The organism is Ancylobacter sp. GW821-FHT10E12 (genome assembly GCF_058809335.1).
The window spans coordinates 1-22,009 of sequence record NZ_JBXASN010000007.1 but is presented as its reverse complement, the minus strand read 5'-3'; the positions used below and the strand labels follow the sequence as shown (position 1 = coordinate 22,009).

21 protein-coding genes and 1 pseudogene are annotated in these 22,009 nt (G+C 63.8%); 4 read left to right on the top strand and 18 right to left on the bottom strand.

All coding sequences use genetic code 11. The features are described from left to right. Nucleotides 1-3: 3 nt before the first annotated feature. The 10 genes and pseudogenes from trbJ to AC1RU4_RS10735 form a co-directional block, all read right to left on the bottom strand. Nucleotides 4-765: a P-type conjugative transfer protein TrbJ gene (gene trbJ / locus AC1RU4_RS10780; RefSeq protein WP_492891081.1), complete on the bottom strand. Its 762-nt coding sequence runs from the start codon at nt 763-765 to the stop codon at nt 4-6. After that, nucleotides 762-3,199: pseudogene (gene trbE / locus AC1RU4_RS10775) on the bottom strand (conjugal transfer protein TrbE). The gene trbJ and the pseudogene trbE overlap by 4 nt, the downstream one beginning before the upstream one ends. Before the next feature lie 10 nt (nt 3,200-3,209). Beyond that, a complete protein-coding gene (locus tag AC1RU4_RS10770) occupies nt 3,210-3,491 on the bottom strand; it encodes a VirB3 family type IV secretion system protein (protein WP_264812132.1) in 282 nt (93 codons plus the stop codon). Continuing rightward, the gene (locus AC1RU4_RS10765) at nt 3,491-3,823 is read right to left on the bottom strand and encodes a TrbC/VirB2 family type IV secretion system protein (protein WP_492891080.1); all 333 of its coding nucleotides are present in this window, start codon (nt 3,821-3,823) and stop codon (nt 3,491-3,493) included. The genes AC1RU4_RS10770 and AC1RU4_RS10765 overlap by 1 nt, the downstream gene beginning before the upstream one ends. Continuing rightward, complete coding sequence (gene trbB / locus AC1RU4_RS10760; RefSeq protein WP_492891079.1) at nt 3,820-4,803, bottom strand: P-type conjugative transfer ATPase TrbB; 984 nt, start codon at nt 4,801-4,803, stop codon at nt 3,820-3,822. The genes AC1RU4_RS10765 and trbB overlap by 4 nt, the downstream gene beginning before the upstream one ends. 145 nt (nt 4,804-4,948) lie before the next feature. After that, nucleotides 4,949-5,410 carry a CopG family transcriptional regulator gene (locus AC1RU4_RS10755; protein WP_492891078.1) on the bottom strand — a complete coding sequence of 154 codons (462 nt, stop codon included), beginning with the start codon at nt 5,408-5,410 and terminating at the stop codon, nt 4,949-4,951. 11 nt (nt 5,411-5,421) lie between these two features. Then, nucleotides 5,422-7,410 (bottom strand): conjugal transfer protein TraG, encoded by a 1,989-nt coding sequence (locus tag AC1RU4_RS10750; RefSeq protein WP_492891076.1) that lies wholly within the window; start codon nt 7,408-7,410, stop codon nt 5,422-5,424. A 183-nt stretch (nt 7,411-7,593) separates the two neighbouring features. Further along, nucleotides 7,594-8,484, bottom strand: coding sequence for a LysR family transcriptional regulator (locus tag AC1RU4_RS10745; protein WP_492891075.1), 891 nt, complete (start codon nt 8,482-8,484; stop codon nt 7,594-7,596). A 113-nt stretch (nt 8,485-8,597) separates the two neighbouring features. Next, entirely contained in the window at nt 8,598-9,221 is a 624-nt protein-coding gene (locus tag AC1RU4_RS10740; protein ID WP_492891074.1) for a class I SAM-dependent methyltransferase, read from the bottom strand. 182 nt (nt 9,222-9,403) lie between these two features. Beyond that, the gene (locus tag AC1RU4_RS10735) at nt 9,404-10,222 is read right to left on the bottom strand and encodes an SDR family oxidoreductase (protein ID WP_492891073.1); all 819 of its coding nucleotides are present in this window, start codon (nt 10,220-10,222) and stop codon (nt 9,404-9,406) included. Nucleotides 10,223-10,320: 98 nt separating this feature from the next. On the opposite strand from AC1RU4_RS10735, the gene AC1RU4_RS10730 reads away from it, so the two are divergent. Beyond that, nucleotides 10,321-11,250, top strand: coding sequence for an AraC family transcriptional regulator (locus tag AC1RU4_RS10730; protein ID WP_492891072.1), 930 nt, complete (start codon nt 10,321-10,323; stop codon nt 11,248-11,250). 127 nt (nt 11,251-11,377) lie between these two features. On the opposite strand, the gene AC1RU4_RS10725 is transcribed toward AC1RU4_RS10730, so the two are convergent. Next, entirely contained in the window at nt 11,378-11,989 is a 612-nt protein-coding gene (locus AC1RU4_RS10725) for an NADPH-dependent FMN reductase (protein ID WP_492891071.1), read from the bottom strand. Nucleotides 11,990-12,095: 106 nt separating this feature from the next. Here AC1RU4_RS10725 and AC1RU4_RS10720 point away from each other — a divergent pair, with 106 nt between their 5' ends. After that, nucleotides 12,096-12,473, top strand: coding sequence for a winged helix-turn-helix transcriptional regulator (locus tag AC1RU4_RS10720; RefSeq protein ID WP_492891347.1), 378 nt, complete (start codon nt 12,096-12,098; stop codon nt 12,471-12,473). An 80-nt stretch (nt 12,474-12,553) separates the two neighbouring features. Here AC1RU4_RS10720 and AC1RU4_RS10715 read toward each other — a convergent pair whose 3' ends face one another. Continuing rightward, entirely contained in the window at nt 12,554-13,375 is an 822-nt protein-coding gene (locus AC1RU4_RS10715; RefSeq protein ID WP_492891070.1) for an oxidoreductase, read from the bottom strand. 22 nt (nt 13,376-13,397) lie between these two features. Next, nucleotides 13,398-14,381 (bottom strand): quinone oxidoreductase family protein, encoded by a 984-nt coding sequence (locus AC1RU4_RS10710; RefSeq protein ID WP_492891069.1) that lies wholly within the window; start codon nt 14,379-14,381, stop codon nt 13,398-13,400. 123 nt (nt 14,382-14,504) lie between these two features. Here AC1RU4_RS10710 and AC1RU4_RS10705 point away from each other — a divergent pair, with 123 nt between their 5' ends. Then, a complete protein-coding gene (locus tag AC1RU4_RS10705; protein ID WP_492891068.1) occupies nt 14,505-15,161 on the top strand; it encodes a hypothetical protein in 657 nt (218 codons plus the stop codon). On the opposite strand, the gene AC1RU4_RS10700 is transcribed toward AC1RU4_RS10705, so the two are convergent. From AC1RU4_RS10700 to AC1RU4_RS10690, 3 genes are all read right to left on the bottom strand, one after another. Further along, complete coding sequence (locus AC1RU4_RS10700; protein WP_492891066.1) at nt 15,158-16,030, bottom strand: LysR family transcriptional regulator; 873 nt, start codon at nt 16,028-16,030, stop codon at nt 15,158-15,160. The two genes, AC1RU4_RS10705 and AC1RU4_RS10700, sit on opposite strands and share 4 nt — an antisense overlap. Nucleotides 16,031-16,128: 98 nt before the next feature. After that, nucleotides 16,129-17,328: a serine hydrolase domain-containing protein gene (locus AC1RU4_RS10695; protein WP_492891065.1), complete on the bottom strand. Its 1,200-nt coding sequence runs from the start codon at nt 17,326-17,328 to the stop codon at nt 16,129-16,131. Nucleotides 17,329-17,359: 31 nt separating this feature from the next. After that, nucleotides 17,360-18,583, bottom strand: coding sequence for an MFS transporter (locus tag AC1RU4_RS10690; protein WP_492891064.1), 1,224 nt, complete (start codon nt 18,581-18,583; stop codon nt 17,360-17,362). 173 nt (nt 18,584-18,756) lie between these two features. Here AC1RU4_RS10690 and AC1RU4_RS10685 point away from each other — a divergent pair, with 173 nt between their 5' ends. Beyond that, on the top strand, nt 18,757-19,653 hold the full coding sequence (locus AC1RU4_RS10685; protein ID WP_492891062.1) for a LysR family transcriptional regulator: 897 nt from the start codon (nt 18,757-18,759) through the stop codon (nt 19,651-19,653). Here AC1RU4_RS10685 and AC1RU4_RS10680 read toward each other — a convergent pair whose 3' ends face one another. Together AC1RU4_RS10680 and AC1RU4_RS10675 are read right to left on the bottom strand one after the other, a co-directional pair. Beyond that, nucleotides 19,654-20,886 (bottom strand): DUF3363 domain-containing protein, encoded by a 1,233-nt coding sequence (locus tag AC1RU4_RS10680; protein ID WP_492891346.1) that lies wholly within the window; start codon nt 20,884-20,886, stop codon nt 19,654-19,656. An 824-nt stretch (nt 20,887-21,710) separates the two neighbouring features. Further along, nucleotides 21,711-22,009 (bottom strand): hypothetical protein (locus AC1RU4_RS10675; protein ID WP_492891061.1); only part of this gene is annotated, 299 nt, incomplete at its 5' end.

Below are 22,009 nucleotides of genomic sequence, written 5' to 3'. Positions count from 1 at the left end.
CCCTCAATTGCCGTTGTTGAACATCTGTGCGTTGCCGGGCTGGTAGCCGCTGCCGGGGGTCAGGAAGCGGCGGCGCTGCTCGCGTCCCTGTTCGGCGGCGGCGGCGCGTTCGGCCTCGGTGAGCGCGCCGGCACGGCCATTGGCGGCGAGAAGCGCAACAAGGTCGGAAAGCTGCTGCGATTGTAGGGCGAGAAGCTGGTTGCCGGCCTGCGTTGCCTGGAGCGCGCCCGTCGCGTTCTGGCTCTGGCCGACAAGCTCCGACATCTGCGTGCGGTTGGTGTCGATATTGCCAACGACGCCGGCCTGGACGCGCATCGCGTCCTGCAAGCCGCCGACGGTGTTCTGCCAGCGGGTGCGGGCGTCGGCGACGAGCTGTTGCTGTGTGGCGGACAGCGAGACATTGCCGTATTGCTGCTGGAACGCTTGGTCGATGCGCTGCACGTCGAAGGCGATGTTCTGCGCCTGGCTCAAGAGCTGTTGTGTGCGCTGGACACTCTGCTGAATCTGCTGGAGCGCCGAATATGGCAGGCTCGCCAGATTGCGGGCCTGATTGATGAGCATGGTCGCTTCGTTTTGAAGCGAGGTGATCTGATTGTTGATCTGCTCCAGCGCGCGTGCCGCCGACAGCACGTTCTGGACGTAGTTGGTCAGGTCATAGACGATCCATTGCGCGGCGGCAGGCGGCGCAAAGACGGGCGAAACGGCGATGGGAAGTGAGAAGATCGACACGGCGAGAAGCGCCGCGCGTGAGCGACGGATATTCATGGCTTGGTCTCCAGATTGACGAGGTTGGGAATGAGGTCAGCGGCCCAGCCGACATCGCGGGCCGCGAGCCACGCGGGCAGAAAGCCGTCTTCGCCGTGCTCGGCGACAAGGCTGGCGATCAGCGATTGGTCGGATTTGGAAGATGCGGCGCAGAGCGCGAGGCCAACTTCGGACAAGCCCAACTCGAACAGGCGGTTTCCCCTGCGGCTCTGGCAGTAGTAATCCCGTTTCGGCGTCGCCCGCGCGAGGATTTCGATCTGCCGGTCATTGAGGCCGAAGCGGCGATAGATGGCTGTGATCTGCGGCTCGATGGCCCTCTCGTTGGGGAGCAGAAGCCGCGTCGGGCAGCTCTCGATGATCGCAGGAGCGATGTTGCTGCCGTCGATGTCGGACAGGCTTTGCGTGGCGAAGATGACGCTGGCGTTCTTCTTGCGGAGCGTTTTCAGCCATTCGCGGAGCTGGCTGGCAAAGCCCTCATCGTCCAGCGCAAGCCAACCCTCGTCGATGATGAGCAGCGTCGGGGAGCCGTCCAACCTATCGCCGATGCGATGGAACAGGTAGGCCAGCACGGCGGGAGCGGCCCCCGTGCCGACAAGGCCCTCGATCTCGAACGCCTGCACGTCGGCTGAGCCCAGATGCTCGGCCTCCGCGTCGAGCAGCCGTCCATAGGGACCGCCGACGCAATACGGCCGGAGCGCCTGTTTCAGATCGTTGGATTGCAGCAAGACCACGAGGCCGGTGATGGTGCGTTCTTCGACCGGCGCGGAGGCGAGCGAGGTCAACGCGGTCCAAAGGTGTTCCTTCACCTCGGGCGTGATCGGGATGCCCTCGCGCATGAGGATCGCCACGATCCAGTCGGCGGCCCAGGCGCGTTCATAGGTGTCGTGGATGCGCGCGAGCGGCTGGAGCGAAACCGAAGCGTCCGAACCTTCGGTGAGGCCGCCGCCCAGGTCGTGCCAGTCGCCACCCATGGCGAGCGACGCGGCGCGGATGCTGCCGCCGAAGTCGAAGGCGAAGACCTGGCTACCCTCGTAGCGTCGGAACTGGAGCGCCATCAAAGCCAGCAGGACCGACTTTCCCGCGCCGGTCGGGCCGACGACGAGCGTGTGGCCTACATCGCCGACATGAAGGGAAAACCGGAACGGGGTGGAGCCTTCGGTCTTTCCAAAGAGCAAAGGGGGCGCACCGAAATGCTCGTCCCGTTCCGGCCCCGCCCACACCGCCGAAAGCGGAATCATGTGGGCGAGATTCAAAGTGCTGATGGGCGGCTGCCGGACGTTCGCGTAGGCGTGTCCGGGCAGGCTGCCGAGCCATGCGTCAACCGCGTTGACCGTCTCGACCATGGCCGTGAAATCGCGGCCCTGGATGACCTTCTCGGCCAGCCGCAATTTCTCGTCCGCGAGGCGCGGGTCGGCATCCCATACGGTGATGGTGGCGGTGACATAGGCCATGCCGGCGACATCGGCCCCAAGCTCTTGCAGGGCCATATCGGCGTCGGCCGCCTTGTTGTCCGCGTCCGTGTCCACGAGAACGGACGCCTCGTTCGTCATCACCTCTTTCAAAATCGCCGCGATGCTTTTCCGCTTGGCGAACCATTGCCGCCTGATCCGGGTCAGCAGCTTTGTCGCGTCGGTCTTGTCGAGCAGGATCGCGCGGGTGCTCCACCGATACGGAAAGGCCAGCCTGTTGAGGTCGTCGAGCAGGCCGGGCGTCGTCGCGGTCGGAAAGCCGATGATGGTCAGGACGCGGAGGTGCTGGTCGCCAAGGCGCGGCTCCAGCCCGCCGGTCAGCGGTTGGTCGGCGAGCAGCGCGTCGAGATAGATCGGCGTCTCGGGAACGCGGACGCGATGCCGGTTGGTCGAGGTGGTGGAATGCAGATAGGTCAGCGTCTCGCTGTCATCGAGCCAGCGGCATTCCGGCATGAAGCCGTCGAGCAGCGCCAGCACGCGGTCGGTGCGGTCGATGAAGGCGCGCAGCACTTCATTCGGATCGACGCCGGATTGCTCGCGGCCCTCGTAGAGCCAGGTTTCCGCGCGCGCGGCGTCCTCGGCCGGCGGCAGATAGAGGAAGGTGAGAAGTAACCCGACACGAAATGCGTGCCGGCTTCCTCGAAAGCCGCCTTGCGCTCGGCGTCGAGCACGGCCGACGCCGGATCGGGAAAGATGCTGTCGGGATAGGTCGCGGCTTCGCTGCGCTGCGCCTCGACAAAGATGCTCCAGCCCGATCCGAGGCGGCGGAAGGCGTTGTTGATGCGGCCGGCAACAGCGACCAGTTCGGCCGCGACGGCGGAATCCAGATCGGGGCCGCGAAACCGTGCGCTGCGCTGAAAGCTGCCGTCCTTGTTGAGAACGACGCCTTCGGCGGCGAGCGCCACCCAGGGCAGATAGTCGGCAAGGCGGGAAGCCGAGCGGCGATATTCGGCGAGGTTCATCATGGCTGCGCCCTCACACCGCCAGATGACCGGGGATGCGCAGGTGCCGCCGCCCGACCTCGACAAAGAGCGGGTCGCGCTTCGCCGCCCATACGGCCGCGAAATGGCCGATGGCCCAAATTGCCAGCCCGACCAGCCAGAGGCGCAGGCCGAGGCCCACGGCCCCGGCCAGCGTCCCGTTCATGATGGCGATGGAGCGCGGAGCGCCGCCGAGCAAGATATGCTCGGTCAGCGCCCGGTGGACCGGGACAGTGAATCCCGGCACCGCGTCGAGTTGTTCGAGGACAGCCGCCATCAAACGAGCGCCCCGCCGCCGAACGAGAAGAACGACAGGAAGAAGCTCGATGCCGCGAAGGCAATGGACAGACCAAAGACGATCTGGATCAGCCGGCGGAAGCCGCCCGAGGTATCGCCGAAGGCCAGCGCGAGGCCGGTGGCGATAATGACGATCACCGCGATGATTTTTGCGACCGGCCCCTCGATGGATTCGAGGATGGATTGCAGCGGTGCTTCCCACGGCATTGACGAGCCGGAAGCGTGGGCGGCCGGGGCGAGCATCATGCTGATGGAAACGGTTGCGGCTGCGGTCGCCATGGTGCGGCAGCCGCGCGAAAGCGTGCGGATCATGTTGGTTCTCCTGTGCGGTCAAGGGTTGCGGGGGTGATGCGGTAGTCGCCGTCCGCGCCGAGCCCTTCGACGCGGGCGAGTTCCGCCAGCCGGCGCGCGGAACCGCGCCCGGAAAGGACGGCAACAAGGTCGATGGTCTCTGCGATCAGAGCGCGCGGGACCGTGACGACAGCCTCTTGGATGAGCTGTTCAAGGCGGCGGAGCGCGCCGATGCCGGAGCCGGCGTGAATGGTGCCGAGCCCGCCCGGATGGCCGGTGCCCCAGGCTTTCAGAAGGTCCAGGGCTTCCGGCCCTCGCACCTCGCCGATGGGAATGCGGTCGGGACGCAGGCGCAGCGAGGACCGCACAAGATCGGATAGCGTCGCCACGCCGTCCTTCGTCCGCATGGCGACGAGGTTTTCCGCGCGGCATTGCAGTTCGCGCGTGTCCTCGATGATGACGACGCGATCCGACCCCTTCGCCACCTCGGCGAGCAGTGCGTTGGTGAGCGTGGTCTTGCCGGTGCTGGTGCCGCCCGCCACGAGGATGTTGGCGCGGGACACGACGGCCGCGCGCAGCATCGCGGCCTGGTCGGCGGTCATGATGCCGGCCGCCACATAGTCGTCGAGCGTGAACACGGCGATGGCTGGCTTGCGGATGGCGAAGGTCGGGGCGGCGACCACGGGCGGCAATAGCCCCTCGAACCGCTCACCGCCCTCGGGCAGTTCGGCCGAGACGCGCGGCGCGCGGGCATGAACCTCCGCGCCGACATGGTGGGCGACCAGGCGCACGATGCGTTCGCTTGTCGCGGGCGACATCATCTCACCCGTGTCGGCCAGCCCTTCGGACAGCCGGTCCACCCAAACCCGGCCATCGGGATTCAGCATGACCTCGACCACGGCCGGGTCTTCGAGATACCGCGCGACGGCCGCGCCGAACGCGGTGCGCAGCATCCGCGCGCCGCGCTGGATCGCTTCCGGTTTGTGGTGAGTGGCAGTCATCTCGGCCCCGTTTCTTCGCGGGGTTCGACAGATGGTCCCCGCAACGGGGTCGATTAAAAGAGCCTGAAATCGGCTCTATTCAACAACTATCGAAGAGGATGCGGTGATCGGCGGCCATCGGCGGCGAATAGGATGGGTTGAATATTCAGGGATGATCGCCGTCTGTCTCGTGCTGATCTTGCGATGGACCATCTTGAAGCGAATCGACATCGCGCGACAACTCTTTCAGGAACCTGTCTCCGGTCGCCAGACGCCGGCCGAGCGACTGCATGAAGCCCTCGAACCGTTCGGCTCCCTTTGCGCGGGCGGAGGCTTGCGCGCTCTCCGGCAGCGGCGGCGTGGCGGCGAGCCAGATGCGAATGAACAGCGAGACGGCCTCGCCGAGCACGGCGAGATCTTCGTCGAGCGTGTCGATCTGACGGCCGAGCCTGTCGAGGCGGCGCGACATGGCCGCTTCCAGCCGATCCGACGTGTCGCCGGAAAGGAAGGATGCGACGGCGGCCTCGACGATGGCGGACTTGGACACTTGCCGGCGCAGCGCCAGGGCCTCGACCTGGGCGAGCAAGTCCGGGGCGAAATAGACGTTCATGCGGGTTCGGCTGGTCATCGGCGTGTCCTTCAAAGCTCGATGCCGTCGCCGGGGTCCAGCGACGCTTGCCGCGCCACCGTCCGCATACGCGAACGCATGGCGCGAGCCTTGGCCGCGTCAACGTCCGGTTCGTCGTCCAGCAAATCGAACTCCTGTTCGGGCGGACGCGGCGGCGCGACGATTTCCTCATGCTCGGGCAATTCCGGCTCGCGGCGGATGCCGGCATTGTCAGGATCGCCCTCGGTCCCGCTGGTCGCGGTCGTGGGCGTGGCCTTTGCTGCCGTCATCACGCGGCTCGACCAGTCGTCCGATGATGGGTTCGCAGCGGTGGGTTTGGTCGCCGGATCGGGCGGGATCAGGATACGCTCCTGAAACCGCGCGTCCTCGAAGTAGCGAGCCTTCGCGGCCCGGATCGGCGGCGTGCCCGCGACCATCACGATTTCATCGGATGGCGGTAACTGCATGATCTCTCCGGGCGTCAGCAAAGGCCGGGCGGTCTCCTGCCGCGACACCATGAGATGCCCCAGCCACGGCGCGAGACGATGACCAGCATAGTTGGTGGAATCGCGCATCTCGGTCGCGGTGCCGAGTGCATCGCTGATCCGTTTCGCCGTCCTCTCGTCGTTCGTGGCGAAGGCGACGCGGACGTGGCAGTTGTCGAGGATCGCGTTATTCGGCCCATAGGCGCGCTCGATCTGGTTGAGCGACTGTGCGATCAGGAAGGATTTGAGGCCGTAACCCGCCATGAACGCCAATGCCGATTCAAAGAAGTCCAGCCGGCCGAGCGCTGGAAACTCGTCGAGCATCAACAGCAGGCGATGGCGTTTCCCCGATGTGTTCAATTCCTCGGTCAGCCTGCGGCCAATCTGGTTGAGGATGAGTCGGATGAGCGGCTTGGTGCGATTGATGTCGGACGGCGGCACGACAAGGTAGAGGCTGACCGGCTTCTCGTTGCCGACAAGATCGGCAATGCGCCAGTCGCAGCTCGCCGTCACCCGCGCCACGACAGGATCGCGATACAATCCCAGGAAGGACATCGCGGTGGAAAGCACGCCCGACCGTTCGTTCTCGCTCTTGTTCAGCAGCTCGCGGGCCGACGAGGCGATGACGGGATGAACGCCGGCTTCGCCCAGGTGCGGCGTCTCCATCATCGCGCGCAAGGTTGCCTCGACCGGACGGCGCGGGTCGGACAGGAAGTTGGCGACGCCTGCCAGCGTCTTGTCGGGTTCGGCATAGAGGACATGCAGGATCGCGCCGACAAGCAGGCTGTGCGAAGTCTTTTCCCAATGGTTGCGCTTGTCGAGGCTGCCTTCGGGATCGACCAGAATATCCGCGATGTTCTGCACGTCGCGGACTTCCCATTCGCCTTGTCGCACCTCCAGCAACGGATTGTAGGCGGAGGATTTGGCGTTGGTCGGGTCGAACAGCAGGACGCGGCCGTGCTTGGCCCGGAAGCCGGCTGTCAGCGTCCAGTTCTCCCCTTTGATGTCGTGGACAATGCAGCTTCCCGGCCAGGTCAACAGCGTCGGCACCACGAGGCCGATGCCTTTGCCCGATCTGGTGGGGGCAAAACATAGGACGTGCTCCGGCCCGTCATGGCGCAGATAGTCCCGGTCGTAGCGGCCGAGCACGACGCCATCGGGGCCGAGCAGACCAGCCGCGCGGATTTCCTTGTCCTCCGCCCAACGCGCCGAACCGTAGGTGGCGACGTTGCGCGCCTCCCGCGCCCGGATGATCGACATGAGGATGGCGGCGGCGATGGCGATGATGTCGCCCGACGCCGCGATGACGCCGCCCTCCACGAAGATCGAGGGCGCATAGGCGTCGAACGCATACCACCACCAGAACAGCGCGGGCGGATAATAGACGGGCCAGCCGGCCAGATCGAACCATGCATTTCCGAGCTGGGGCTGAAAGCCGAGCCGCCACGCCGTCCATTGCGTCGCCGCCCAGGTCATCACCAGAACGATGGTGAAGACCACGGCGATCTGACCCCATAGGATTCGGCCTCCGCGCATACGGGCTCCAGTCGGCAAAAGAGACGGAGCCGATCAGAGAGTAGGCAAAATCGGAACAGGCAACAGGAAAGAGGATGCGGGAGGGTTGCCGGATACTGTCGGCGGCGAATAGGACGGGTTGCGTCAGCGCAATCGTCCTCGGCGGTGCCCGATCATGACGGCCGGAACGAATCGCGGAGAAGTTCAGGAAGCGCGGGCCAGCCGATTCATCTCGCTGGCGAGGGTGAGCAGGTTTCGGACGGCCGCGCCTTGATCGAACGGCGACCAGATGGCCGAAAACGCCACCGGCTCGGGCTCGTCTGTGATGGGCAGGAAAGCCACGCCAAATGTTTGCAACAGCGACGTTGCCGCGCCGACGATGGTGACGCCGAAGCCCTGTCCGACCATCGAAAGCAGCGTGCCGCGCTCGACATCGAAGCGAAGGATCGACGGCGCGGACCATCGCTCGGCGAGTCGCAGCACGATATGGTCATGCACCTGCGGCCCGGTGCCGCCGTGGCGGACAAGGAAGGTCTCTTCCGTCAGGTCGGCCCAGGTGACGGCGGACTGCCCGGCGAGCGGATGCCGTTCCGGCAGCGCGGCCAGGAGCGGCTCGGTCCATATCCGTCGCGAATGGCAGTCGGGCAGTTCGGGCGTCCCGGCCACAAACACGACGTCCAGCCGGTCGGCGCGCAATTGCATGACGGCATCGCGGGCCGTGCCCTCTGTGATCTCAACCTCAATGCCTGGATGCTCGGCGCGGTATCGCTCGATCAAATCTGCGAGGAAGCTGCCGGGGACGAGGGCATGAACGCCGATGCGAAGGCGGCCGCACTCCCCCGATGCCGCCATGCCAGCTGTCTTCACCGCATGGTCGAGCTGATCGACGCCGGCCGCCACATGCTCGACGAAGCGGCGACCGGCTTCCGTCAGCCGGACGCCTCGTGCATGGCGCTCGAACAGTAGGACGCCAAGGTCTTCCTCTAGCGTCTTCACACGGGCACTGACGCTCGACAGGCTGACGCCGAGCGCGTTCGCAGCGTGGCGGAAGTTCAGATATTCGGCGACGGTAAGGGTCTGGATCAGCGCGGCCATCGGAATGCGGCCGCCCAATAATGTAGGGACTTCCTTGACATCCCGACGATGAAGCTGTCGCCGTCGCATCGGTCACGCCCGCCTCATGGAATGAGCCGCAGCGCGCATGATCGTCATGCCGGTGAGAAGGCAGCCCGCCCGTGCATGATGCCGAGGGGGCGTCGCCTCGTGATGCGGTAGACCGCCGCCGGAGGAAGATTGCAGACGGTTCCGCCGATGCGCGTTGCCTTGAGCCCAAGCCGATCCAGTATCTTCCGGGGGATGGGGCATTGGGGACCATAGGTGAACTGATAGAAGGCCCCATTGGGTCGAACGTAGCTGAACGCCCCCGACAGGATTGCAATCACCTTTCGGGGCGGCATCGACAACAGAGGCAGGCCGCTCACCACGGAGCCGACGGTCGCACTGTGAAAAAGCTCGTGGCTGGCCAGTTGCGATGCGTCCATCCAGAGCACCCGCGCCCGTGGAAATCGAAATTGCAGAAGCCTGGCGAAGTCAGAGCCGAACTCGACGAGCGTGAGATCGTGTTCGGCGACGCCACGGTCGAGAAGCGCTCGCGTGAATGCTCCCGTCCCAGCCCCCAGCTCAAGAACCGGACCATCCGCAGGGGAGATTTCCGCCGTCATCAGGCGCGAGAGTGAATGACCCGATGGAGCAACAGCCGCAACGCGCAGCGGATTGGCGATCCAAGAGCGGAAGAAGCGAGAATAATCGGAACAGGTCTGGGCTGCCGTCATGGCTGAAACCTCCATATCAATGATCTCAAACCAGCCGCCGCTCCAGAAGCGTGCGGGCGCTGGCAGCAGGGCTTCTGCGATGTTGAGCCTTGCCCTCTGGACCGCCCAGGTCGGTGCGACCCCTGAGCCGTAATCACTAAGGCCCGCCGTCTCGGTGTGGCGGGCGAGGACAGACTTCGCCGCTATTGCTGCGGCACGCCATATGCTTGGCGCATTATCGCCAAGAAGGCTTCTTCGGTTAGTTCGGCTCGCTTTGTGGCGATGGCGACCGAATCCGGCCCGGCCGGAAACCGGAGCGCTGGGCTGGTGTCGTTGGCCGCTCGCAGCACGCCTTCGGCGACATCATGCGCGCTCGTTGACACCTGCGGCAGAGCACTCATCAAAACGTGCGCCTGCGCCTGGTAGGGAGTTGGAATCGAGTTTTCATCATTGAGCGCCATTGCGCTCGCGGAGAAGTGCGTGCCTGGGCCATAGCCGGGCTCAACCATCTTCACACGGATGCCAAACGGCGCCAGTTCGTAGTAGAGCGCTTCGGACAGACCATCGACCGCTGTCTTGCTGGCGGCATACACAGCGGTCATGGGCATAGGACTGAAGGTCGAGCTGGATGTAACGTTGACGATCGTCCCCGCTCTCCGCTCGCGCAGGTGCGGCACGATCGCGCGGATCATCGCCATTGCGCCGAAGACGTTTGTCTCGAACAAATGCCGTATCGTTTCATCCGAAGTCGTTTCGAGGGGGGAGAACAACCCAACTCCGGCGTTGTTGACGAGAACGTCCACGCCTCCAAAGAGGCCAGTCGCTTCGCTGACTGTCGCCGTGATGCTGGCTGCATCTGTCACGTCGAGGGCGAGCACCCGCAGACGGTCATCTGGCCCCTGTATGTCGCTCTCACTCGGCCGGCGCATCGTGGCTATGACGTTCCAGCCCCTTTCAAGGAAGAGCTGGGCCGTGGCCTTGCCAAAACCCGAGGAACAGCCGGTTATCAGGACCGTGCTCATGCGTTCTCCATTCGTTCAAGAATATTAACTGGAGACTATCGTCATATCGGCGGGCGATCTATAATCTCGCGTCCGCAAATCTTTACAGGACGTACAGATTGGACCCGCTTTCTTCCCTCATAACCCTCATGCAACCCCGTACCGTCGTCTCGAAGGTCGTCAGCGGCTCCGGTCGGTGGGGTGTCCGCTATCCACGGATCGGTAGCGCCGGCCTCGGCATTGTCATGAGGGGAAGCTGTCACCTGCACGTCGAGGATTGCGATCCCGTGGAACTGGTAGAGGGCGATTTCATCCTTTTGCCGTCCGCACCAAGTTTCGTCATCGCCAGCGGTCCCGACGTTGATCCTGATAGCGTTGAGCCGGACCAAACGCCCGATGCAATGACGGAAGTTCGTCACGGCGAAACACGGGGCGAGCCGGAGTTTCAGCTATTGGGAGGCTATTTCCGATTCAGCCCCGCCAACGCTCCGCTGCTGACCCAAATCCTGCCTACCCTTGTTCATATCAGTTGCGTTAACAGCACAGCCCGAAGGCTTGCCGACACGATCAACCTCTTGACGGAAGAGGCACGCGAAAAGCGGCTTGGACGTAGCCTCGTGCTGGAACGACTGATCGAGGTGCTGCTCGTTGAGGCGCTACGTTACGGTTCAGAGCGACCTGGGCTGGAACTTCGACCGGGCTTGCTCACAGGACTTGCTGACAGCCATGTCAGGAGAGCCTTAACCAGTTTTCATACTGATGTCGCAGGCCCGTGGAGCGTCGCGTCGCTAGCCCAGGAAGCTCATCTGTCGCGGACCGCGTTTAGCGAGCGCTTCACACGACTGGTTGGTGTACCGCCGATGACGTATCTGCTTGAATGGAGGATGGCTGTTGCCAAAGATATCCTTCACCGCGAGCAACTGCCACAGGACGCTGTTGCAGCCGCAATTGGCTACCAGTCCGCTAGCGCTTTCAGCACGGCCTTTCGCCGTGAGGTCGGCCAAGCGCCAGGCGAATACGCGCGCGCGAGCCGGGCACTTACCGTCTAACCTAGAACGCGCCAGACCCTGTTCAGGGATCGGGGACCACCTCACCTTGCCATTCAGTCGGTTCATGACTGAGTCCTTGCGATTGAAGTTGCCGCCCCCGGCGAGATTCGCTCTGGAAGCACGGCGACTATGTCGCCTTCGCTTCCGCGAGACGCTCCGCGTCGAGACGACGCGCTGCACGCAGCGCTGCAGCCCACCAAACGAGGTCATCGAGCATCGCCAGGGCGCCGGTTTCGAGGTAGTCGAAATCGTCGAACGTCTTGCCCTGCATTAGCATACCCACGAACTCGGTGTAGTTGAGGTGGACGGCCTGCTTCAGCGTTGCGACTTGCAGCTCGGCGAGGATACCACGGAGATGCTCCACGGCGCGCGCGGCACCGCTCGTGCCGTAGCCCAGAAAGGCAGCCGGTTTGCGGTTGAACTCCGCGTACGCGTAGTCCAGCGCGTTCTTGAGGACGCCGGGGATGGAGTGGTTGTACTCGGCGGTAACGAAAAGGAACGCGTCGAGTTCACCGAGCTTCTCGGCCCACCTGAGCGCGACTTCGCTCTTCGGCGCGGCGTACATCGGCGAGCTTGCTTCGTCGAAGAACGGGAACGGATAGTCCCGGAGATCGACGACCTCGAACGTAGCGTCGGTGCGGCGCTTGGCGAGGGAGGTGAGCCAGCTCAGCGGCTTGTCCGCGAAGCGACCTTCGCGCGTGGTTCCGGGGATGATGCCTATGCGAAGCGGATCGGTCATGGAGTCTCCTTGCGAACCCTTGATTTCACGCACATTATGTGCGTTGCGAAAATATCATTCGCGGCTCAGAATTCCGCAAGGAGGCACTTTTTTGGGTGATACGCACATGCCTGTTCGTCCAAAGCTGGCACACGCCATCGAGAGCTGTGCGCCCGTGTTGGAGACGCTCGCTCGCGTTGGCGACAAGTGGACCGTGATGGTCGTGGGCGTGCTCTCGCACGGGCCGCTTCGCTACAGCGAGCTTCATCGCGAAATCGGAGGAATTTCCCAGCGCATGCTGACCCTCACCCTCAAGAGTCTGGAGTTCGACGGCCTCGTTCTGCGAACGGTAACGCCGACGAACCCGCCGAGGGTCGACTACGCGCTAACCGAGCTCGGACGCACGCTCATCGAGCCGCTTGAGACGCTTCACGAATGGACGTTGAAGCATCGCGACGAAATCGTCGCCGCCCGCAACGCACACGCCACGGCGACCAGGAAGTGAATCGTTCCGATTTCTTCGGCCACGGCTAGGAAGTAGTGAAGATACCGAAGCTCGATGTTCGCATCTGGCCAGCTTCCGATCTACCGAAGCTGCGACATCACGAGGCGGTCATACATACGGTCGGACAGGATGTGCCGCAGAAACAGGATCATTCCCGATCCCGAAGCCCAGTGATAGCGGGTTCGAGGCGTCCTGGCCTTGAGCGCCCTGACAACGAGATCAGTGATGACCTTGGGTGCCGGCATCTTCCTTTTCCAGGATGGAGACTTTTGCATTGCCGCCACCAGACGGGAATAAGCGCCCTTTGCGGAATACTGCTCAAGCTGGGCAATCGCGACGGGGAACCATTCGCTGTCGGTGCCGCCCGGCTCGATCACGATGACGTCGATGCCGAAGGGGCGAACTTCCATCCTCAGTGAATCGGAATAACCTTCCAGCGCGAACTTCGAGGCGTGATACCAGCCGGCCAGAGGAAACGCGCATTTGCCGCCAATCGAAGAAATATTGATGATCTTCCCGAATTTCCTCGCGCGCATATGGGGGAGGCAGAGTTGCGTGAGACGCGCTACGCCGATGAGATTTACCTCGATTTGACGACGAGCCGCTTCGACCGGCACATCTTCCAACGCGCCCATCTGCCCATAGCCCGCGCCGTTGATCAGCACGTCGATCCGGCCTTGTTCGCTGATGATCCGATCGACGGCGGCCACCATCATCGCGTCTTCGGTGACGTCCATCGCCAGCGCTGTGCCTCCACCCGCTTCGATGTCCTGCATCCGATCAATCCGGCGGGCTGCTCCATATACGGTGTAACCCTCAGAAAGCAGCCGCAGGGCGAAATCCTTGCCCATGCCGGAGGATGCTCCAGTAATGAGGGCGACAGGCTTTGTCTTGATTGTCATGTTTGTTGCTCCTCAGCCATAACTACGGTGTAAGGACGATGCGGCCGTTGAGAGCGCGACTCTCCATCCGCTCATGTGCGAGGGCGGCATCGCTAAACGGAAGCACGTCGATTTCGGTATCGCCCAATCCTGCGGCGACAGCCTTCAATGCCGCTTCGAGTGCGGGGCCGATCACTTCGGGGTGCGTTGGCAGATAGGCGCCAGCGTTGAAACCGGACACGGTCGTGCTACCCAGCCATAGGTCGTTGGTCTTTACTTGATGTCCCCAATCACCGCTGGCATTGCCAGCGACGATGAGCCGGCTACCCGGCTTCATCAGTGCGAAGCTGTGGCTGCGGACTGCACCGCCGACAGGGTCGATGATGATGTCGAACTTCTCGTCGCCGAGAATTCCTGGCAATTCGCTGGAATCGACGATCCGGTCATATGGCAGCTTCGTGTTCGCGGCGGCGTCCAGCTTGCTCGTGCGCACCGTACCGACGACACGCGACGCACCGAGCCGTTTGGCGATTCCAGGGAATGCAGCGGAAAGACCGCCTAGCGCACCATGGATGAGGACGCTCTCACCTGCGGAGAGATGCGCAACCCTGGTCAGGGCGACATGCGCCATCGCCGCGTTTGGTATCACGGCCACAGCGAGTGCCGGGTCGATACCGGAGCCTTCGATCGACACGACTCCGCGCACCGGGGCAATGTACACGGAGGCGTAGCCGCCTGTGCCTGCACCGGCCGACATCGAGACGACTTCTTCGCCAATCTTGAACCCGGTGACGCCCTCGCCAAACGCGCGCACCGTACCCGCCACTTCGAGACCGGGAATGAAGGGGGGCTGAGCCATGCCCGGCACGTCCTTGAATAGTCCCTGGCGGAAGAAGACATCGACAAGCCCGACCGCTGCATGGGTGACGTCGATTGCGATTTCACCTTGGCCGGGTGCCGGGTCTGGCAATTCCGCGACGACGAGGACGGTTGGGTCTCCAAACTGGGTGGCCTGAACAACCTTCATGAGAATTTCCCTCTCTGTGGGGGTCGGCAACGTGCTCTACATTTAACGCACCTTATGATGCGTTAAATGGTCAATAGCATGATTTTTGATGTAACGCACGGCGAGATGCGTTAAAATTTGAGAATGAGAGAGAGAGCCCGTTCAGCCGAAGACAAGCAGCTGCGTTCTGAGAATCTGCTCGATGCAGCCGAGTCCCTTGCCCTTGAGCTGGGAGGCGTGCGCTTCCTGACGGTGGCGGCCGTTACCGACCGCGCCGGCTTGCACCGAACCGGCGTGCGACGCTACTACGCCAATAAGGAGGAACTGCTCCTTGAACTGGCGGAGCGCGGCTGGGGGCAGTGGCGCGACACGATCAAGGGCTGTGTTGGGAATCGGACGGGCTTGGAGCCGATCGAGGTTGCCGAGGTCGTTGCCGACACCATCACCTCCCTCCCGGTCTTCTGCGACCTCCTGACCCATGTGACGCTGAGTCTGGAAGGTAGCGTGGAAATGGAGCGCGCTCGCCGCTTCAAAACCAACTCTTTTGCCGCCCACTACGACATCGCCGCTACACTGGCTCAGGCCAGCAGCATGACCATCGACCAAATTCAGAACCTGCTGGCGACCGCGCTCATGCTTGCCGCTGGTTTCTGGCAGGTATCACATCCAACGCCGACACTCGCCCGGCTATACGAACAGGTGCCGGAATGGGGGCATGTAGCCCTCGACTTTGGTCCTCGCCTTCGGCACCTGCTTCGAGCCACCGCTGTAGGACTGGCCGATACGAATCGCGGGGTTTAGTTCGCCTGGATCGACGGCCGCAATTCGTTTGCGAGGGTGAGAAGGTTTCGTAGCGCGGTGCTACGATTGAACGGCGACCATACCGCCGAGAAAGGAACCGGCTCCGACTCGTCCGCGATGGGAAGGAAGACGACACCGGAGGTCGTCAGGAACGATGTTGCAGCCCCAACGATGGTGATGCCGAAGCCTTGCCCGACCATCGACAGCAACGTGCTGCGCTCCACGTCGAAGCGGTGAATAGAGGAAGCGGGCCAGCGCCCAGCAAGGCGTAGGACGATATGGTCATGCACCTGCGGCCCGGTGCCACCATGACGGACAAGGAACGTCTCCCCTGCAAGATCGGCCCAGGTGACGGCGGAGCGCCCGGCAAGCTGGTGCCGATCCGGCAGAACGGCGACGAGTGGTTCGCTCCATATCGGCCGGGAGTGACAGTCGGGTAGCTCCGGCGTGCCGGCCGCGAACACTATATCCAGGCGGTCGGCGCGCAGTTGCATGAGCGCGTCGCGGGCCGTGCCTTCCCTGATCTCGATCTCAATGCAGGGATGGTCTTCCCTGTATCGTTGAAGCAATTGCGCGAGGAAGCTGCGAGGGATCAAGGCATGGACGCCGATGCGCAGGCGGCCGCATTCTCCTGACGCCGCCATGCCAGCCGTCTTAACGGCATGGTCGAGTTGATCGACGCCGGCCGCGACACGCTCGACGAAGAGGCGTCCTGCCTCCGTCAGTCGGACGCCCCTTGCATGGCGCTCGAACAGAAGGACGCCAAGGTCTTCCTCCAGCGTCTTTACGCGCGCGCTGACGCTCGACAGGCTGACGCCGAGCGCGTTTGCTGCGTGACGGAAGTTCAGGTGCTCGGCGACGGCGAGCATTTGGATGAGCGACGCTAGGGGAATGCGCGACCCCAGCGAGGTAGGCGCTCCCCATTGTCGGTCAACCATCGGTGCTGAGTGCCGCCGCCGCATGTGGATCAAAGCCCAGCATAGGTCGCCCGAGTGATGTCGTCGGGGAAACGCCCCCCAGGCGATTGTCCTTCAAGTCCGGCATTGGTGAAGGCAACGACGGACAACCTCTCTGCCCGGTCCACGAACCAGGAGTGCCCATAGGCTCCGCCCAGCCGCCATGTGCCGCGTGTCTCCGGTAGGCCAGCCGTGGCTGGATCGCGCAGGACGGTGAAACCAAGCCCGAAGCCACGACCGGGCCACGGTCCAAGCTCCATGTCCGGCGTGTGATCGGTCGCCATTTCCTCGACAAGACCGTCCGACAGCAGAGGTTCGCCGCCGTTTCGCAGCGTTTCGAGCAGTGTGAGCAGATCGCCCGCCGAGCCGATCATGCCTGCACCGCCTGATGGGAAGGCGTTTCCATCGAAAGCGCGGCCGGGGGCCATTCGCAGACCTTCGGAGCCTTCGATGAACGGAAGCGGGATGATTTCCAGATCGGCCATGCGGCGCACGCCGGCAGGCTCGCCGGTATAGGCAGCGGCCAGACGCGCGGGATCGGCGATGACAAAGCCGGTTTCGGTCAGCCCGAGCGGATTGGTCACGAAGGAGCGCACCGTTTCAGGGAGCGGAAGACCGGCAGCGCGTTCGATCACGGCTCCCAGCACATCGGTCGAGAGCGAATAGTGCCATGCCGTGCCGGGGGCGAACAGCAGCGGGACCGAACCGATACGCCGGACATTCTCGTCCAGCGTCAGGTCTGAGAAGTCCATCCCATCCGATACCCCGGCCCGATGATAGGGTCCGTTTGCCGGCTCGAAAAAGCCATAGCCGAGTCCGGCCGTGTGGGTAAGAAGATGGCGGATGGTGATCGGTTGGGTTTCGCCGTTTGGCGACGGCGGCCGGAAGTCGGGCAACCATGTCGTGACCGGCGCATCGAGTGAGAGCTTGCCCTTGCGAACCAGCACCATGGCCGCGACGGAGACAGACACCTTGGACACCGAAGACAGGCGGAAAGGCGTCTCGATCTCCATTGGCTTGCCGTCCTCGCGATCAGCGAAACCGGCGGCGCGAGCATAGACGGTCTCGCCGTCGCGGCTGACGAGGACAACTGCCCCGACGACGCGATTCTCGGTGATGGCGGCGTCGATGACAGCATCAAGGTGTTCGGACAGCGAAGAAACGCCGCCTTCCGAGCTAGAGGAATCTGCGAAGGTTTCAGACTGCGACATAGGTGGCTCCGTGTGCGTGTAGTGGGCTTGTTCAGGCGTGGCGGATTGGTTCAAAGCCGTTCGTGCGGGCGGACCAAGCCACGGTCAGCGCGGCGGCGAGCAGCGCCAGCACGCTCCACGGGAAGGCGGATACGCCGAAGGTTTCGAGCAGGATGCCGCCGACGATCCCGCCGCTCGCGATGGCGATGTTCCAGACAGTGACGATCATGGACTGCGCCACATCGGTCGCTTCGCCCGCCGTCTTGGCCGATGCCGTCTGGAACAGCGTCGCCGCGCCGCCGAACGCCAGCCCCCATATAGCGACAGACGCATAAACTACGGCCGGGACGGTGCCAGCGATGGCGAGCGCCAGCGCGGAAAGACCAAATAGCGCAGCGCTTGCCAGCACGAGTTCGCGAAGCCATCGGTCGATCAGCACGCCGACGATCCAGATGCCGAGAAGCGCCGCGACGCCGAAGACCAGCAACACGAGGTCGATGCGGTCGGCGATGCCGGCGGGAACGAGGAAGGGCGCGATGTAGGTGTAGAGAATGTTGTGGGCGAGCACATAGGCGAGCGTGACGAACAGCACTGGCCGGATACCCGGCAGGGTGAAGACCGCTCGAAGCGCGAAGCCCTTTCCTCGCGCCTGTCCGGGGAAGTCCGGCACCTTGGCGACTACCCAAAAGACGAGGATGACGGTCAGCAGGCTCATGAGGCCGAAGGTGACGCGCCAGCCGAACGCCGCGCCCAGGAAGGTGCCGGCTGGGATACCGACCGACAGCGCTACGGGCGTGCCGGCCATGGCGACGGCGATGGCGCGGCCTTTCAGATGCTCGGGCACCATGCGCGCCGCATAGCCGGCGGCCAATGCCCAAAGCAGCCCGGCGAAGACGCCTGCAAAGAAGCGTGCGACAAGCGTGATCGGGTAGCTGGTTGAAACAGCCGTCACCGTGTTGACGACAGCGAAGCCGCCGATGGCAATCAGCAACAGCGGCCGACGCCGCCACCCTTGCGTGGCGGTGGTCAGCGGAATGGCTGCGACGAGCGATCCGACCGCGTAGATGGTGACGAGTTGGCCGACTAGGGCCTCGGAAACCGCCAGGCTTTCGCCCATCTGCGGCAACAGCCCAGCCGGCAGGGCTTCGGTCAGGATTGTGATGAACGCCGCCATGGCCAGCGCCAGAAGCGCGGCCAACGGAAGCCTATCGCCCACGACGGAAGATACGTCGGCTTGTTCGCTAGGAGGGGTTTCGCTGGTGTTCGTCGTCGTCATTGATCCGCCTGAGCCTTGTCTGAGAAGCCGCTGGCGGATGGAGCGATCTGAACGAACCGGCGCGATCCGCCGATGACGGCATTGTCCAAAAGCTAGACGTGTTTCCGTTTGTGGAGAACTGGGCTACAGTTCAAAATACTTCTGACGTTTTTGTCATCAATGGAACTGTGTCCATGGATAGCCTCGGCTCGCTCAATGCCTTCGTCCAGGCAGCGGAGATGCGCAGCTTCACCACCGCCGGACAGAAGCTCGGCGTTTCGTCGTCGGCGATCAGCAAAGCCGTGGCGCGACTTGAAGAACGGCTCGGCGTGCGTCTTTTCCATCGTTCGACGCGCACCGTCACGCTAACCCCAGAGGGCGCGCTGTTCCTCGAACGCTGCCGACGCATCTTCTGCGAAATCGAGGCTGCCGAGTTGGAACTATCGCAGACCAGGGGCGCACCGCGCGGAAAGCTGCGGGTGAGCCTGCCACTGGTGGGGATGCTGATGATGCCGACGCTCGCCGCCTTCATGCGGGCATGGCCCGAAATCGAACTCGATCTAGATTTTACCGACAGGATGGTCGATGTGATCGAAGAAGGCTTCGACGCCGTTGTGCGGACGGGCGAGGTCAACGATTCGCGCCTGATGACGCGCGCACTCGGCACATTCTACTACAAACTCGTCGGCTCGCCGTCCTATTTCGTCGAGCGCGGCGCACCGGAGACGCCGGCTGATCTGTCAGCCCATCGCGGGCTGCGCCATCTCTATCCGAGCACCGGAAAGATCGAGGACTGGCCGTTGCATGGGAAAGATGCTCCCATGTCCGCCGACATTCCCACGGCAGCCGTCGCCAGCGCCATCGAGCCGCTGATCTTTCTGGCCGAACAGGGACTCGGTGTCGCCTGCCTGCCGGACTTCGCCATCCGTGACCAGCTTGCCGCTGGATCGTTGGTGAGCGTGCTCGATGACAAGATCAGACATTCCGTCACGTTCCGCATCCTCTGGCCCTCCAGCCGGCATCTCTCTCCCAAGCTCCGCGCCTTTGTGGATTTCATGGGAGAGAACTTCATTCCGGCGTCCCACGGATAGCTAGAGGCCCAATCCCCTTTGCCGTCCCAACTGCCAAGACACCGATCCGCCCTGCACGACGCCCGCGACTTCGCGGCCGAGCTGGCGGTCGATGACCGGCCGCCACGGAACAAGGGTGAACTCGTGGCTCTGCTCGACCACGGCGAACTTCCCGCTGGTTAGCTGCACGGTGCCGGTGAACTTGCCGCTGACGTTCTCGCCATCCGTGGCGGCGCGGAACGGAAGCGCCTTGCTAGCGGCGATCTCCGCGCCGACGCTGGCAACCTCGCGCTCGCGTAGCGTGGCGAGAAGATTGCGTCGGTAGAAGGTTCGGCCGTCTCGGCTGCGGCTGGCGTCTCCCTGGTCGATATGATGTTCGCGCCGCTGGTCCATCGCCTCGCGCACCTGCTGGCCGAAGCCAGCCGATGCCAGGTCGGATGCATCGAGCGACACCAAGCGCCGGTCCAGCCAGGTCGCGCCATCCGCGCCGATCTGCTTTTCAAGGTCGAGCACCGAAAGGACGCGAACGCTGGCCTGCCTGTTGCGGCCGGCCTCATAAGCGGCGGCGCGGTTCTCGAAATCGTCGGGGATGCGCCATTGGTCGGCGTCGATCCGCTCGACGACCCCGGCCCGGCGCAGCGCCTCCAGCCGGCGCACATGAGCATCTACATAGCCCTCGTAGTCGCCGCCTGGAACGCGGCCCTCGAACTTCGCCTGCTCCAGATGGCGGCTTGGCCGATAGATGCCGTCCTCGGCGATGGCGGCAATGGTGCGGTCTGATGGCCGCTGTGTGGTGTCGGCCGGACCTATCTCGACGATGCTGCCGATCCGGGCATCCTCGACGCGGGCCGGGTCGATGCCGGCGACATGGTGCGTCCGGCCGTCGATCCCGTCCACCACGACGGTCAGGTTCTCGCCCAGCTCGTCGGACAGATATTTGTCCACAACCCGGCCGACGATAGGCGTCTCGGGCGGCCCGTCATGGATTTGGAACGTGAGCGGGTCGCGCTCCAAGCCATCCGCCTTCAACGCCTTGTGCATGTTGCGAATGATGTCGCCGCGCTCGCCCATCTCGCGCAAGGTCGGTTCCATCCGCTCGCTCATTTCCCAGACGCCCGGCGCGTGCTCGATCGCCAGCCCCATCTTCTCCAGCTTGGCGAGCCGGCGCAGGCGCAGGGTCCGGTTGAACTGGCGGCGCGGTTCGTCCGGCTCATGGCGAAGGTCGAGGAACCGTTCGTCCGCTTCCTCGGTCATCGCCCGGTCGATACGGGTGAAACGGTCCTGGTCGATTTCGGCCGATAGCTTGCGGCTCTGCTCGATCTCGGTCATGGGGCCTAGCTCCAGCGTCGTTAGCTCGCTGGCGCGCTCGCGGATTCCGTTGGCGAGATAGTCGCCGTTGATGACAAGATTCTCGCCCAGGTCGTCCTTGCCCCGGACGATGACATGCACATGGGGATGGCCGGTGTTGTAGTGATTGACCGCGACCCAATCGAGTTTCGTGCCAAGGTCAGCCTCGATCTGCTTCATCAGGTCGCGAGTGTGTGCGGTCAGGTCGGTCAGGTCCGCGCCGTCTTCCGCCGAGATGATGAATCGGAACTGGCGCTCATCGTCCTTGCCGCGCTCAACGAAGGCGTCGCCATCGGCGCGATCCTCGGTCGCCGAATAAAGCTGGCCGCGCTCGCCGTCGCGCGATGTGCCGTCCCGCTGGATATAGCGCAGATGGGCGGCGGACTTGCCGTTCCTGTCGGCGTTCTGGACGTAACGGGTCTTGACGACGACGCGCCGCATTCCGGGCGCGCTGTGTCGCCAGCCACCCGACAGAGTGCGGGCGCGAACGAAGGCCGCACCGCGCCCGCGTTGCACGCCAGGCCCCTTGGTCGAACGCGAGGCTTTGGCGCTCTTGCCGGTCGGGCTTTTGCCTGGGCGCTGTGCTGAACGCGGCGACGATCTGGAAGGGCTGGCGCTATGCTGCCGGGCGATCTTCTTGGCCTGGCTGAAAAAGCTCTTGGTCTTCCCCGGCCGCGCGTCGGATCTGATGCGGCCGGGCTTCGGCCGGAAGCGGTTTTCGTCGTCGGCGCTCATGGATGCGCCTCCGGCCAAAACTCAAGAAAATCGGGCGTTCGGCGGCCATGGTGCCGGTCGAAACCCAGCAAAGCCAAGGCGTTGCGCCAAGTCGCGGCACGCGGGGTCCAAAAGCATGGTGCCGCGAGCGGCGACCCTAACCAGGGTGCAGACAACAACAATTTCAGAAATCCGGCCGACGTAGTGCCGGTTTCCTTTATCTTGCCCTCCGCTCCTTCGTAACCGTCCGGTCCCTGCACAGTATTGGCGTGGTGCAAAATCGGAGCATGTCGGGTTCCTTCGTAGCGTGGAGGAT

What these genes read in the sequence shown, in the direction of transcription:
- AC1RU4_RS10690 (WP_492891064.1), bottom strand. Translation starts at nt 18,583, where the DNA reads ATGACGACGACGAACACCAGCGAAACCCCTCCTAGCGAACAAGCCGAC.
- AC1RU4_RS10715 (WP_492891070.1), bottom strand. Translation starts at nt 13,375, where the DNA reads ATGACAATCAAGACAAAGCCTGTCGCCCTCATTACTGGAGCATCCTCC.
- AC1RU4_RS10705 (WP_492891068.1), top strand. Translation starts at nt 14,505, where the DNA reads ATGAGAGAGAGAGCCCGTTCAGCCGAAGACAAGCAGCTGCGTTCTGAG.
- AC1RU4_RS10770 (WP_264812132.1), bottom strand. Translation starts at nt 3,491, where the DNA reads ATGGCGGCTGTCCTCGAACAACTCGACGCGGTGCCGGGATTCACTGTC.
- trbB (WP_492891079.1), bottom strand. Translation starts at nt 4,803, where the DNA reads ATGACTGCCACTCACCACAAACCGGAAGCGATCCAGCGCGGCGCGCGG.
- trbJ (WP_492891081.1), bottom strand. Translation starts at nt 765, where the DNA reads ATGAATATCCGTCGCTCACGCGCGGCGCTTCTCGCCGTGTCGATCTTC.
- AC1RU4_RS10700 (WP_492891066.1), bottom strand. Translation starts at nt 16,030, where the DNA reads ATGCTCGCCGTCGCCGAGCACCTGAACTTCCGTCACGCAGCAAACGCG.
- AC1RU4_RS10710 (WP_492891069.1), bottom strand. Translation starts at nt 14,381, where the DNA reads ATGAAGGTTGTTCAGGCCACCCAGTTTGGAGACCCAACCGTCCTCGTC.
- AC1RU4_RS10720 (WP_492891347.1), top strand. Translation starts at nt 12,096, where the DNA reads ATGCCTGTTCGTCCAAAGCTGGCACACGCCATCGAGAGCTGTGCGCCC.
- AC1RU4_RS10680 (WP_492891346.1), bottom strand. Translation starts at nt 20,886, where the DNA reads ATGACCGAGGAAGCGGACGAACGGTTCCTCGACCTTCGCCATGAGCCG.
- AC1RU4_RS10755 (WP_492891078.1), bottom strand. Translation starts at nt 5,410, where the DNA reads ATGACCAGCCGAACCCGCATGAACGTCTATTTCGCCCCGGACTTGCTC.
- AC1RU4_RS10735 (WP_492891073.1), bottom strand. Translation starts at nt 10,222, where the DNA reads ATGAGCACGGTCCTGATAACCGGCTGTTCCTCGGGTTTTGGCAAGGCC.
- AC1RU4_RS10750 (WP_492891076.1), bottom strand. Translation starts at nt 7,410, where the DNA reads ATGCGCGGAGGCCGAATCCTATGGGGTCAGATCGCCGTGGTCTTCACC.
- AC1RU4_RS10685 (WP_492891062.1), top strand. Translation starts at nt 18,757, where the DNA reads ATGGATAGCCTCGGCTCGCTCAATGCCTTCGTCCAGGCAGCGGAGATG.
- AC1RU4_RS10740 (WP_492891074.1), bottom strand. Translation starts at nt 9,221, where the DNA reads ATGACGGCAGCCCAGACCTGTTCCGATTATTCTCGCTTCTTCCGCTCT.
- AC1RU4_RS10745 (WP_492891075.1), bottom strand. Translation starts at nt 8,484, where the DNA reads ATGGCCGCGCTGATCCAGACCCTTACCGTCGCCGAATATCTGAACTTC.
- AC1RU4_RS10765 (WP_492891080.1), bottom strand. Translation starts at nt 3,823, where the DNA reads ATGATCCGCACGCTTTCGCGCGGCTGCCGCACCATGGCGACCGCAGCC.
- AC1RU4_RS10695 (WP_492891065.1), bottom strand. Translation starts at nt 17,328, where the DNA reads ATGTCGCAGTCTGAAACCTTCGCAGATTCCTCTAGCTCGGAAGGCGGC.
- AC1RU4_RS10725 (WP_492891071.1), bottom strand. Translation starts at nt 11,989, where the DNA reads ATGACCGATCCGCTTCGCATAGGCATCATCCCCGGAACCACGCGCGAA.